The following is a 13,107-nucleotide window of genomic DNA, read 5'->3' on the forward strand; positions in this document are numbered from 1 at the left end:
CAGTGGACTTCTAGACTTGTGCCGTTGACGGCATGGTGGGTTCACGGGGGAGGAGCGGGCATGCGAGCCGAGATGGAGGGCATGACGTCCGGGATGCGGACGCAGGCGGTGAAGTACAGCGCCGACTCCATGCAGAAGTTCAAGCAGGGTGTCGACGAGCTCATCACTCAGCTCAAGGGCTCCGACGCGAGCGCCGGGAAGCTCAAGGCCGACCCGGTCACCCGCACCCAGTTCGGCGGAGGCGGGGCCGCCTGGGCCGAGGCCCAGGGCGCCTACGCGGCCTACGACGAGGTCCTCGGCAAGCTGGTACAGCTCTCCAGTCTGCTCAATGACTGCCTGGAAGGACTCGGGATCGCGGTCGTCGCCTCCAAGAACGGCATGGAGGAGATGGACGACGACATCAAGCGCAAGATGATCCAGATCCACCAGCGGACGTACGACGCCAAGGAGAAGGCGGACAAGGAAGCGGGCCGCGGCGCGCCGGAGAGCGAAGGCAGCAAGGGCGCCGAGGGCGACAGCTCCCTCAAGTAGGCGGGCGCGGACGGAATTTCGGGGACACGGGGAAGAGGCGAGAGATGAGGCCTGCAGAGGGCGGCGGAGGCGGCGGAACCAACTTCGCCGGTATGACGCACGAGCAGATGCTGGCGTGGCTGGACGAGGCGAGCAGCTACTACGTCGGTGACGCGGCACGGCGGTTGAAGGCCGTATCGGATCAGATGGCCAAGATCGCCGGTGACTTGCGCGCCAGCATGAGGAACATGGACTGGGAGGGCGAGGCCGAGAAGGCCTTCGTCGAGTGGGCCACCAACGTGGCGAACTCGACCATGCTGCTCTCGGACTACGCCGAGCGTGGGTCCGTCTGCATGGAGGACAACTCCACCGCCATCGCCGCGGCGCAGAGCGCCATGCCCCGCTACACCTCCCAGGCGTCCGCCAAGGAGAACCTGGACGCGGCGCTGAAGTACCACAACGACCCCGACGCGCAGACCATCGCCCGCAACGCGCGCGCCTCGATGGCGACCAGCGACGACGCCGCGGCCATCAAGGCCAAGGAAGAGGCGAACCGGCAGGCGGCGGCGGACGAGATGCGCCGTCTCTCGTCCGCCTACGAGTGGTCGAGCTTCCGGATGAAGAGCGATGTCCCGCCGACCTTCCCGCCGCCGCCGGGGGCGTTCGTGCCGGCGGAGCAGGGCAAGCGGGGGGGTGACTCTTCGTACCTCGGTTCCACGACGCAGAGCGACAGTCGTTCCACGGGTACGGAGACGGGGACGACGACAGGCACCACGCGTCCGCAGCAGGACACCGCCCACACCACGTCCGACACGTACACGACCCCGCCGAAGGGCGACACCACCGGGCCGACTCACGTCATCAAGCCCGAAGTCCGGCCGGACGTCCCCGTGGACCTCGGCATCGACAGCGTGGAGACCCTGCCGAAGCCGGACACCACCGGACCGACGACGCACACCCCGGGCGGCCCGCCGCCGCTCACCAAGCCGGACGGCGGTACGCCTCCGTTCGTGACCACCGGTGTGCCTCCGCTGACCGTCAAGGGCGGTCCGGGCCCCTTCGGCCCCACCTCGCCCCTCACCGGCGGCACCGGCAACCCCCGTGGTCCGGTGACCGGCGGCCTCCGTACCACGCCCGGCATGCCCCGCGAGGGCATCAGCGGCGGCCGTCAGGTCCCCAGCACCACGGGCCGGCCGCAGACCGGCATCCCGCGCAGCACCGTCATCGGCAACGAGTCCACCGGTCAGGGCCGTACGGGCATGGGCCGCGGCATGGGCGGCGCACACGGCATGGGCGGCGGCTCCATGGGCGGCGCGTCCGGCCAGAACGGCATCACCGGCGGCCGGCGCCTCGCCGGCGAGACCGGCGGCGTCGTCGGCGGCAAGGCGCAGCGCGCCGGTGCCGCGGGTGGCGGGAAGCCCTTCACGGCCGGCGGCTCGGGCCTCGTGCGCGGAAACGCCGCGAAGCCGGGCGAGCGCGAGGAGCAGAACGGAGAGCGTCCCGACTACCTGGTCGAGGACGAGGAGACCTGGCAGCAGGGGCGCCGCGTGGCGCCGCCCGTCATCGACTGATCAGCGCGAGGAAGCAGATGCGTACCAGCAGTATTCGTCGGAGCCGCGCCCGAGCAGCTGCCTCGGCCGCCTTGGGGATGCTGCTGGTGGGCATCGCTTCCGTTCCCGCCCACGCGGAGAACTTCCGTGCCCAGCAGTGGCACTTGGACGCCATGGGTGCGGAGGAGATCTGGCAGCTCAGCACCGGTAAGGGCGTCACCGTCGCGGTGATCGACACCGGTGTGGACAAGAACAACCCGGATCTCCGGGGCCAGGTGCTCGAAGGCAAGGACCTCGCGCCGGCGGAGTCGGGTGACCAGTTCACCGACTACGACGGTCACGGTACGGGGATGGCCGGCCTGATCGCCGGCACTGGAGCAAGGGACGGCGGGAACGGAGCCTTCGGCCTGGCGCCGGGCGCCAAGATCCTGCCGGTACGCGTTCCTGGGCTTCAGGGGGGCGACGTCAACATGGTGGAAGGCAGCGAGAGGTTCAACCGCGTCATCCCTCAGGCGATCAGGTATGCGGCCGATTCCGGTGCCAAGGTCATCAATATGTCCCTGGGGAACGACAAAGGCTCGCAGGCGCTCACCGATGCGGTGAAGTACGCGCTGGACAAAGGGTCTCTTGTCTTCGCCGCCGTCGGGAACAGCGGCGACAAGAGCAATCGGGTCGAGTACCCGGGGGCGACCCCTGGTGTGGTCGGTGTCGGCGCCGTCGACCAGAAGCTGACGCACGTTCCGATGTCCGAGCACGGCGACCAGGTCGACATCGTCGCCCCCGGCAAGGACTTGGTGCACGCCTGCGGCGGTGGCACCGGCATGTGCAAGTCCACCGGTTCGAGTGACGCCACCGCCCTCGCCTCCGCCGCCGCCGCGCTGCTCTGGTCGAAGCACCCCGACTGGACCAACAACCAGGTCCTGAAGGTCATGCTCAACACGGTCGCCAAGCCCAAGGGGGGCGAGAAGCGCAGTGACTTCATCGGCTTCGGTGCCATCCGCCCCCTTCGTACCCTGAAGACGCCCGGCAACCCCGGTCCGGCCGAAGTGCGGCCCATCGACGACCTCACCGACACCGCGTCCGCGACACCGACCGCCACACCCACCGACCTGCCGGCGGCCGACCCGGCGCCTGAGGAGTCCACCTCCGCCCCGGCCCTCCAGGCCTCCACCACCGAGGACGGCGGCAACACCGGCCTCTGGATCGGCCTCGGGATCGGGGCCGCCGTGCTGATCGGTGCCGCCGTCGCCGTACCCGTACTCCGGTCGCGGCGGGGCTGAGTCCGACCCCCCCCTGCCATCGGCCGTCCGTAACTCACTCATGGGGAAGTAGATGTCGTTCGACGAGGAGTGGAGCCAAGTCCGCAGCCAGACCGCGGCGATGAGGCTCAACAGCGTGCCCGCCGAGGGTGGCGGTGGTGGCGGTGCCAGCGACTACAAGGTGACCTCCGCCGACCTCAAGGCCATCGGCAACGAGGCCCAGGAGCTCTTCCACTGGTTCGAGCGGGACGCCTTCCACGCGGGCGCCCAGACCGACACCGCCGCGAAGGGTCTCGACGGCGACGGGTTCCTGACCGGATCGGCGATGTGGACGATGTGGGACACCTGGCGCGGCCAGGCCGAGGCGCTCCTCAGCGCCTGCGCCCACATCCACAACCACCTCGAGGACACCGTGGTCAGCCACGTCAACCACGAGGAGTCGCTCATCACGAACTTCTCCATGTCCGAGCTCGACAAGCACTTCACATAAGCCGGAGCCGGTGACGGCCACGACGATCGCGCACGGCTGACGAGGGAAACAGATGCTGAAGTTCGACCAGGTCCTCCACGCCCACCTCAGCGGCCTCAAAGAGGCCGTCACCGTCTGGGGGGAGACGGTGTCCAAGCTGGAGAAGACCAAGGAGAAGGCCGAGACCGGCCTCCAGGGCAAGGCCGACAAGGCCGACTGGAAGGGCGAGAACGCCGGTGTGACCCAGGCGTTCGTCCGCAAGACCGCCAAGGAGTTCGGCGACGCCCTCACCGAGGCGAGCAGCATCCGCAACATCCTGCGGGATGCGGAGAGCGAGTTCCAGGCCGCGAAGACCGAGCTGGAGAAGCTGGTCGCGGAGGCCCCCGGCAAGGGCATACGCATCGACCCGGACGGTGTCGTCAGCTACCTGATCCACCCCGACCGCCGCTCCAAGGACTACGACGGTCCCAAGCCCGAGCAGGCCGACTTCGAGGCGATGCGGTCGGCGATCAAGGCCGCGATCGACCGGGCGAACAACGCCGACGACGTCGCCTCCCGCGCCCTGCGCGGACTCGTCGGCGGCGACAAGATGAACTTCTCCGGCACGAACTACGACTCCCTCAAGGCCGCCTCGAAGGCGCAGGACGCCGAGGACGCGCACGCCGCCTACGAGCTGTACAAGAAGGGCGACGACGCCACCCCCGAGGAGATCGACAAGCTCAACGCCCTCTTCAAGGCCAACCAGAAGGACCCGTACTTCGCCGAGAAGTTCGCCCTGGAGGTCGGACCGAAGGGCAGCATGGAGTACTGGGCCGACATGGGCGACCCGAGCGACGGCTCCCGCCTCGGCGTCGACCACCGCGACAAGCTGAAGGAACTCCAGACGAACTGGAGTCTGACGCTCGCCACCGCGACCCATTCCACGAGCCCCGAGATGGAGCAGTGGAAGGCCGACGTCATCAAGGCCGGCAGCGAGCCGATCCACACGCGTGGCACCAGCCCGTACGGCTTCCAGGTCATGAGCAACCTGATGCGGGTCGGCGACTACGACGACAAGTTCCTGAAGGACTACGGCACCGGGCTCGTCATCACCGAGCGCAAGATGACCGGCGACGGACGTCTGCCCGCCGACCGGGCCTGGCACCAGCTGACCGGCGGCCCGAGCCATCTGAACTGGATGGGCGGCGACCTGGGCAACGACCCCATGGTCGGCTTCATGGAAGGCCTCGGGCACAACCCCAAGGCGTCCACGGACTTCTTCAACGGCGACATCGATCTCACCCCCGAGAACACCAAGGACGACAAGAAGCTCGACCCGTTCGACTACTTCACCAAGGACCGCGAGTGGCCCGAGGAGATCAACGACAAGGGTGACCGGACCAAGGAGCCCGGCTACAACGCCCTCGGTCACGCCCTGGAGTCCGCGACCACCGGCCATCCGTACGACGCCGAGGCCGAGGGCCTCAAGGACGTGCGGACCAAGGAGAACGCGGAGGTCATGCAGAAGGTCGTCGAGCGGTACGGCAGCGACCCCAAGTACATGCACCAGCAGCCGGGCATCGACGACAGCCTCGGCAAGATGGGCGCCGCCTACATCGACGAGCTGAACCGCTCCCTGGAGACGGACAGCGACACGACGATGGAGGAGAAGCGGAACTCCCCCTTCGGCTTCAACGACGCCCACGGCAAGTCCCGCTTCGGCGACGAGTTCGACACCGGCCTGCTCTGGAACCGCGGCGACGCCGTCAACTTCATGGGCATCGTGGCGCAGAGCGAGACCGGCCACTCCACGCTCTCGGCGGCCGAGTCGCTGTACACGACCAGCGTCCTCGACCAGGTCGGCCCCAAGCCCGGCTCCACCTTCGACGACCGGGACCTCACCGACGCGCGGACCACGCTGCGGATCGGGTCGGAGACCCAGGGAATCCTCGACGAGTCCCGTATGGCACAGATCGACAAGGACTACGAGAAGGACTCCGAGGAGCACAAGAAGGCCGTCGGCAGGACGACCGAGTGGGTCAAGTTCGGCGTCGGCGCGGCGGCGGCCGGTGGCATCGCGGTCCTGACCGGTGGTGCCGGTGGCGTCCTGGTGCCGCTGGCCGCCGAGACGGTGGGCGGCGCGGTCACGACCGTCATCGGCATGGAAGCCGACGACATGGCGGAGAAGTACGAGAAGGACGAGCTGCTCAAGAAGAAGTCGGACGACCTCTCGGACGAAGCGCTGGCCATGGGCAAGGAGAACTCGCTCCGCCCCGGCATCGCCTACGCCAACGCCCCCGGCTGGAGCGAGAAGGACCGCAACTACCTCGACGAGGAACTGGTCAAGTACGTCCGGGACTCGCGCATGCACGCCCGCGACAACTCGCTGCCCGACCCGTACGAGAAGAAGTGACGCACACAGTGACGCACACGCGGTCCGTAATGACCATGGCCGCAACGGCCCTCGCCGTCGCCGCCGTCCTCACCGGATGCGGTGGCGGCGGCGGGGAGGCCACGAAGGAACCCGAGGGCCTGACGGCGGCCGAGGCCTGCGGCGGCTTCGCCAAGGACCCGGCGGCCACGGCGGCGCTCAAGGCCGTCCTCGGCGGCGAGCGCTTCGAGGACGACCTGTCGAAGCCGGAGAAGGCCCTCGACAGGCTGCGCGAGGACGCCGCCGCGCAGTGGGCCGACTCTTACCGGCCGCAGCCGGTGACGTACTGCGGACTCCAGGCCGCGGACGAGGCGTCGAAGAACCTCAGGATCGAGGTGAACGCGGTGGGGAAGGGCCCGTACCTGGGCCCGGAGCTCGCCGAGTCCGTGACCTCGTACGCCACCGGAGTCGAGGCCTTCTCCTCGTCCACCCTCGGCAAGCTCTTCTTCTCCTGCCGCCTCAAGGCGCCCGCCCACCCGATCGTCGTCGAGACGGCCGTCCAGGGCCCGGCGGGCGTCGAGGAGACGGACGGGGAGCAGCGCACCCGCCTGATCACCCTCGCCAACGCGGCGGCCCGGGACGTCTCGGCGAAGCTGGGCTGTGAGGGGGACGGACTGGTGACCGGCGTGCCGACGCGCGCCGCGAAGTCCTCCTGAGAAGGTTCTTCCATGCGCATCACCGCCCACAGGATCCTGCTCCCGGCCGCCGCCCTCGCGATGGCGGCGGCCGGCTGCACGCCGGGAAGCGACGACGCCGCTCCCCAGGGACAGGCGGCCGCGGAGGTCTGTGGCGGGTTCGCCAAGGACCCCGGCGTGGCGTCGGCGCTGGAGGCCGTCGCCGGCAAGGGCGTCCGGCTGACGGCCGACCGGTCCGAGCCGGACCGGGTCCTCGGCGAGCTGCGGAAGGCGGCGCGGACGCCGCAGAGCGGCAAGCAGCGCATGGAGGGCATCCCGTTCTGCACGCTGGAGGCGGCCGGGGACGAGAAGAACGTCCTGAGCATCACCCTCCGGGAGGCCCTCGCCGTCCCGACGGGCGAGGCCTCGAAGGCGTCCGTGACGGCCTACTCCACCGGGCGCCTCGCGACCTCGTCCGACCTCTTCGCCTCGGTCTACTTCACCTGCCGGATGCCGGCCTCGGCCCACGAGATCGTCCTCGACGCCGAGCTGGAGCGCGCGGACGAGAACGAGGCCGACCAGGCGGGCATCAGGGACGAGCAGATCACCCTGGCCAACGCGGCGGCCCGGCACGTCGCCGCCGAGCTGGGGTGTGGGGGGACGGGGCTGGTGACGGGGGTGCCGGCGAAGGCGCGGCCCTGAGGCGACCTACACCCCGAACACCGGCATCGCCGCGATCCGGCCGGCCCGGGCGATGAAGACGCGGTTGGCGTCGCTCGCCAGCTGGTAGGAGCCGGTGCGCAGCATCCTGGCGGTGAAGAGGCGGTCGCCGGACACCTTGTGGATGACCTCGACGGAATTGTTGTCGGGGGAGTGGACCCAGACCGTCGTGCCCTCCACGGCCGGCGGGCTGATGCTGCCCTCACCGTAGCCGTCCAGCACCTCGGACCACTTCAGCTCCGGGAGGTCGATCTCCGGGATGGTGCCGAGACGGGAGACGGTGTACGCGTCGATCGCGACGACGAGGTCGCCGTCGGCGGTCGGGGTGCCGTAGCCGGGGAACGAGGGCGTGCGCAGGGTTTCCTGCCTCCACAACTCGTCGCCGCGGTCGAGACGACGAGCCATGAGGGTGCGGCCGCCGAGGTAGACGGTGTTGTTCTCGCCGATCGCCGGGGCCTGGCCGTCGGTGCCCTGCTTCGTGATCTCCCACTCCGTCTTGCCGTTCCCGGTATCGAGCGCGGCGACACGGCCGTCCCTGCCGTGGACCACGAGCCGCTGCCTGCCCACGGCCGCTCTGGCCGGCCCGTTGTGAGAGCGAGGCGAGGGCATCGGGCGGGACCACGCCGTGGCCAGGGTCCAGGCATTGACGGCGCGGAGTTCGTTGTCCTTGGTCACCAGGTAGACATGGGTGTCGTCGGCGGCGAGGAGGTCGTCTACATCGCTGCCCGTCCGCCAGACCGGAGCGCCGGTGGAGGCGACGAAAGCGTTCAGGACGCCTTCCTTGTCGACGCCCACGACCATCCGGTCGGCGACCGAGACGAAACCGGCGTCGGCGTCGATCTCCTCGGCCCGCCACCGCTCCCTGCCGCTCGTGACGGAAAGGGCCAGGAGGCCGCCCTTCTTCGCCTGGACGACCACCACATCCCGGACGGGAAGGGGGAGTTCGCCCTCGGGAGCCGTCACGTCGAGCGGCCCCCACAGAGGCTTCGGGGCCTCTCCCGGCTTGGTGTCGACGGCCGAGACGAACGCGGCCTCCGGGGTCGCCACGGCGGGTGGAACGTCGGCGGTCGGCGACTTCCCCTCGTCCTGGCTCAGCCACCACGCCCCCGCTCCGCCGCCCGCCCCCAGGACCGCCACGCCCACGGCCGCGCCGGTCAGGAAGCGACGCCGGGACGGCGCGGACGACGGCACGGCGGTGTCCTCGGGTGCCGCCAGACGCTTCGTGGCCGTCTCGCGCCGCTTGACGTCCTCGGCCAGCGGGCCCTTGCGCCATGCGCGGTCGGCGCCCTTCGGCGGGGCGAAGGCCTCCGCGATCCGCGGGGGAGCCGGACGGAACGCCGGGTCCTTCGCCAGGCACGGGCCGATCAGCTCCTGGAGCTCCGGCGGCACCAGGCTCAGGTCCGGTGTCCCGTGCACGACCTCGTACTGGACCGCCGCCACGTGCGCGCCGTCGAAGGCGCGCCGTCCGCTCGCCGCGTACGCGAGGACCGCGCCGAGCGAGAACACGTCCGAGGCCGGGCCGACGCGCTGCCCGAGGACCTGCTCGGGAGCCCCGTACCCCGGGGTGACCGGGATCTGGCCCGTCGTCGTGAGCGTGAGGCCGTGCTCGGGGCGCGCGATGCCGAAGTCGATGATCCGGGGACCGGTGGAGGTGAGCACGATGTTCGCGGGTTTGAGGTCGCGGTGGACCAGACCCGCCAGGTGGATGTCGTGCAGGGTCCGCGCGAGCTGGGCGGCGAGGGCGCGGACCGTCGGCACGTCCATCGGGCCGTACGTGCGGACGGCCTCGTCGAGCGTCGGGCCGGCGAGGAACTCGGCGGCGATCCACGGCCGTCCGCCCTCGGTCTGGACGCCGAGGACCCGGGCCACGCCCTTGCTCGTGACGGCCCGCGCCATGTCGGCCTCGCGGACGAACCGCTGCGCGAGGTGCCGGTCGTGGGCGAGTTCGGGGCGCAGGACCTTGACGGCGGCGGTCGTACCGGCGCCGTCCCGGCCGACGTACACCTTGCCCATGCCGCCCTCGCCGAGGACGCCGAGGAGCCGGTACGGGCCGAGTCGGAGCGGGTCGCCGGCGGCGAGGGGCTGTGTGGTCACGAGGTGCTCTCCGGGTCAGGGGGGCGGCCGGGGGACGGGGCGACATGCCGGACGGGCGTCCGTCAGGCGTACGGGATGGCCATGACGGACGTTGCTCCCGCCCCGATGATCCTGGTCCGTTCCTTGTCGACGACGTAGCGGCTGGCGTCGGTCGGGAACACCCACATCGAGCGTTTCGAGAGCATTTCGACCGCGCTCAGCCCGCCGTGGACGGGGGCGTACACGTACTTGTCGCCGGCCACGGGGGCGGCGAAGTAGTCGGGGGTCAGGGTGCGGCCGGAGGGAAACTCCTTCCAGAACAGAGTGCCCTCCTTGCCCAGGACGCCCACGAGCCCGGGAGACTCCCTTCGCTCCTGTGCGTAGATGATGCCGTTCCGCCCGACGGCCGGCAGGCCGAAGTAGGTGGAACCGGAGCCGTACTCCCAGGCCGTCCCGCCATCGGTCAGGCGCAGGGCGCGGAGCCGGTCGCCGCCGATGTACACGTGCTGCTCGTCGATCGCGAGCTGGCCGGGCTTGTAGTACCGGGAGTCGCTCAGGGCGATGCTGCGCTGCCAGAGCCGGCGGCCGGTGCGCAGGTCCCGTGCCTGGACGACGAAGGTCTCCAGGTCGCCACTGTTCTTGCCGAGGATCAGCCGGTCGCCGACGACCTGGGACAGCCAGGGGCGGACGCCGTCCCACTCGTACGCCTGGCGCCACTTCTCCTTGCCGGTGAGGAGGTCGACGGCGAGCAGGTGCCAGCCCTTCTGGTTCGCGTCCGAGTCGGTCTCCTTCTTGCCCCGTCGCGAGGCCGTGAAGAGCATGCCGCCGGAGGCGGTGAGGAGTTCGGTGCCCGAGTACGACCCGTCGAAGCCCTTGACGACGATCTGCGGCGCTCTTTCCTTGCCGGTGCGGGGATCGAGCGTACGGATCTGCAGGGCGCCCGGCCCTTGGTAGGGGCCGTCGGACACATAGAAGGACGTGCCGTCGGTGGTGATCTGCCGGGGCTCCGTGACCGCGTTGTCGGACCACAACACGCGGCCGTCCTTCAGGTCCAGTGCCCGGAAGGAAAGGGTCTCCGCGAAGCCCACGACATCGCCGGCGAGCAGCTGCGTGATCGCCTCCTCGCGGTCGAGGGACGAGCTCTTCCACAGGGCCACCGGCGACCCGTCGGCGGCCGTCGGGGCGGGGACCGCCGTGGGGCCCGCGGGGGTCGGGCTGCCGCCGTCGCCCCCCGGGGTGGTCCGCGACCCCAGCCACGCCCACACCCCGCCACCCGCTCCCGCGAGTCCGATCAGGGCGGCGCCGCCCGTCGAGAGCAGACGGCGGCGCGAGAGCGGGGTGTTCGGAGCGGTCTCGGACACGGCGGCGCCCGCCGGCGCCGGCAGGCGGTGGGGCGCGTGCAGCCAGACGTCCGTCGCCCGGCGGGCGATGTCCGCGAGGAGGAGGGGCGGCAGGTGGTCCGCGAAGTCGCCGTGGCCGTCGTGGAGGTGGTCCGTCAGGGTGCCCGTGGTGGGGCGGGACGACGGGTCCTTGGCGAGGCAGGCGGTCAGGAGCGGCAGCAGGGCCTCCGGGACGCCGGTGAGGTCGGGCTCGGCGTAGCGGACGCGGTAGAGGAGGTCGGCGGGGGAGCCCGTGCCGAAGGGGCCGTGGCCGGTGGCGGCGAAGACGAGGACGCCGGCCAGGGCGAACACGTCGCCCGCCGCGGTGTGTTCCTCGCCGCTCGCCTGCTCCGGCGACATGAACGCGGGCGTGCCGGCCGCCGCCCCCGTGCGGGTGAGGTGGTCGTCGCCGGCCGCGCGGGCGATGCCGAAGTCGATGATCTTCGGGCCGTACGCGGTGACGAGGACGTTCGAGGGCTTCAGGTCGCGGTGGACCACGTCCGAGGAGTGCAGCTGGGCGAGGGCCCCGGCGAGCGCGGCGCCGAGGGCGCGGACGGTCGGTTCGGGCAGGGGGCCGCCGAGCGCGACGGCGTCGTCGAGCGGCGGCCCGAGGACGTACTCGGTGGCCAGCCACGGCGTCTCGGCCAGCGGGTCGGCGTCGACGACGGCCGCGCCGTGCCGTGCGCCGATGATCCGCGCCGCGTCCGTCTCCAGACGGAAGCGGCTGCGGAAGGCCGGGTCGGTGGCCAGGCGCGCGTGCACGGTCTTGAGGGCGACCGTGCGGCCGCCGGGCGTGCGCGCCAGGTAGACCGTGCCCATGCCGCCGGAGCCGAGGCGGGCGAGGAGACGGTACGTGGCGACGGTGGCCGGGTCGTCGTGGGTCAGGGGCGACAGCATGAGGTCAGGTCCGGGGAGAGGTGTCGGTGGGGAGTTCGGCCGCGAGGAGTTCGGACGACTGGCGGGCCAGGGCCGCCACCACCCGGCCGGGCAGCCATCCGGGCGTGAGCAGGGCGCCGGCCGAGTTCAGGACCGTCTGGTGCGGGGTGGGCGGCGCGAGGGCGGCCGTCAGGTCGGCGGCGGTCGGGCGGTCCGCCGGGTCGCGGGCCAGGCAGGAGGAGATCACCGGCCGCAGCTCGGGCGGGAGTTCGTCACGTTCGGGCACGGTGTGGCCGGTCGCGGCGTACGCGAGGACGGCGCCGAGGGCGTAGACGTCACCCGGCGGGCGCGGGCGGCCGCCGGTCGCCTGCTCGGGCGCGAGCGCGCCCGGGTCGAGGCCCGGCAGGCCGGTGCGCGGTTCGCCGTCGGCCGAGGCGGCCCGTACCGCGCCGAAGCAGGTCAGCCGGGGGCCGTCGGCGGTGAGCAGGACCGCGGCGGGGGAGATCCCGGCGTGCGTGAGGCCCTGGGCGTGCGCGGCGGCGAGCGCCTCCGCGAGGGCGGTGCCCACGGCCCGTACGGTCGCCTCGGGCAGCGGCCCGCCGTGGACGGCGAGGGCCACGGGGAGGGGGAGCGCGGGGAGGTAGGGGGTCGCGTGCCAGGGGGGTTCGCCGGGGGCGGCCAGGTCCGTCACCGGCGCGATCCAGGGGCCGAGGAGGCGGCGGGCCGCGTCGGCCTCCGTGGCGAAGCGGGCCGGGTCGGCGCCGGGCAGCGGGGCACTCAGGAGGACGGTGCGCTCCCCGTCACCGGTACGGGCGACGAACCGGCGACAGGGGACGGCGGAGTCGGGCCGGCCGGGCCGGGCGGGCGGATCGAGGCGGGTGATCAGCCGGTACGGGCCGATCCGGCGCGCGGATTCCTCCCGCGTGCGCGACTGTTCCACGTGTACGTCCCCCCGTTGTTCCACGGGTGTGTCCCCCGTTGTTCCGGCACCCCGTGACGACGGGGCGGGATGAGCCTACCGAGGTGGGAGGGGCAGGCCGTGGCCGGGAGAGCGGTGGCCCGGCCGGGGGCGGGCGGTCGGGGCCTGGAACGTCCGGGCTGTCCGAGTTGCGAAGGTGAAGTACGCGTGTGTACGCCGCGGTGATCTCGCGCATGCGGTATTTACCGGGCAGGGAGCCCTCGAACGGGTGCCCGGGGACGAGGGTCGCGGTGCTTCCCCGGCCGTGAAACTTGCTGAGGCGAAGCCG

Annotated in this window: 10 protein-coding genes; 7 read left to right on the forward strand and 3 right to left on the reverse strand. The window is 71.6% G+C overall.

The window, feature by feature from the left end:
- Positions 1-60 precede the first annotated feature (60 nt).
- The 7 genes from BLW86_RS23425 to BLW86_RS23455 all read left to right on the forward strand — a co-directional run bounded on the left by BLW86_RS23425 (position 61) and on the right by BLW86_RS23455 (position 7,514).
- A complete protein-coding gene (locus BLW86_RS23425) occupies positions 61-531 on the forward strand; it encodes a hypothetical protein (protein ID WP_093875859.1) in 471 nt (156 codons plus the stop codon).
- Positions 532-623: 92 nt separating this feature from the next.
- Positions 624-2,081 carry a hypothetical protein gene (locus tag BLW86_RS23430; protein ID WP_256341401.1) on the forward strand — a complete coding sequence of 486 codons (1,458 nt, stop codon included), beginning with the start codon at positions 624-626 and terminating at the stop codon, positions 2,079-2,081.
- 17 nt (positions 2,082-2,098) lie between these two features.
- Positions 2,099-3,340: a type VII secretion-associated serine protease mycosin gene (mycP, locus tag BLW86_RS23435; protein WP_093875861.1), complete on the forward strand. Its 1,242-nt coding sequence runs from the start codon at positions 2,099-2,101 to the stop codon at positions 3,338-3,340.
- Between the two features lie 52 nt (positions 3,341-3,392).
- Positions 3,393-3,809, forward strand: a complete 417-nt coding sequence (locus BLW86_RS23440; RefSeq protein ID WP_093875862.1) for a hypothetical protein — start codon at positions 3,393-3,395, stop codon at positions 3,807-3,809.
- Positions 3,810-3,861: 52 nt separating this feature from the next.
- Positions 3,862-6,180: a DUF6571 family protein gene (locus BLW86_RS23445; protein ID WP_093875863.1), complete on the forward strand. Its 2,319-nt coding sequence runs from the start codon at positions 3,862-3,864 to the stop codon at positions 6,178-6,180.
- A 29-nt stretch (positions 6,181-6,209) separates the two neighbouring features.
- Entirely contained in the window at positions 6,210-6,854 is a 645-nt protein-coding gene (locus tag BLW86_RS23450) for a hypothetical protein (protein WP_093875864.1), read from the forward strand.
- 12 nt (positions 6,855-6,866) lie between these two features.
- Positions 6,867-7,514 carry a hypothetical protein gene (locus BLW86_RS23455; protein ID WP_093875865.1) on the forward strand — a complete coding sequence of 216 codons (648 nt, stop codon included), beginning with the start codon at positions 6,867-6,869 and terminating at the stop codon, positions 7,512-7,514.
- Between the two features lie 6 nt (positions 7,515-7,520).
- On the opposite strand, the gene BLW86_RS23460 is transcribed toward BLW86_RS23455, so the two are convergent.
- The 3 genes from BLW86_RS23460 to BLW86_RS23470 form a co-directional block, all read right to left on the reverse strand.
- Entirely contained in the window at positions 7,521-9,626 is a 2,106-nt protein-coding gene (locus BLW86_RS23460) for a serine/threonine-protein kinase (RefSeq protein ID WP_093875866.1), read from the reverse strand.
- Positions 9,627-9,688: 62 nt separating this feature from the next.
- Positions 9,689-11,881: a protein kinase domain-containing protein gene (locus tag BLW86_RS23465; protein ID WP_093875867.1), complete on the reverse strand. Its 2,193-nt coding sequence runs from the start codon at positions 11,879-11,881 to the stop codon at positions 9,689-9,691.
- A gap of 4 nt (positions 11,882-11,885) precedes the next feature.
- Positions 11,886-12,800 carry a protein kinase family protein gene (locus BLW86_RS23470; protein WP_107466118.1) on the reverse strand — a complete coding sequence of 305 codons (915 nt, stop codon included), beginning with the start codon at positions 12,798-12,800 and terminating at the stop codon, positions 11,886-11,888.
- Positions 12,801-13,107: the final 307 nt, after the last annotated feature.

The organism is Streptomyces sp. TLI_105 (assembly GCF_900105415.1).
GTDB lineage: Bacteria > Actinomycetota > Actinomycetes > Streptomycetales > Streptomycetaceae > Streptomyces.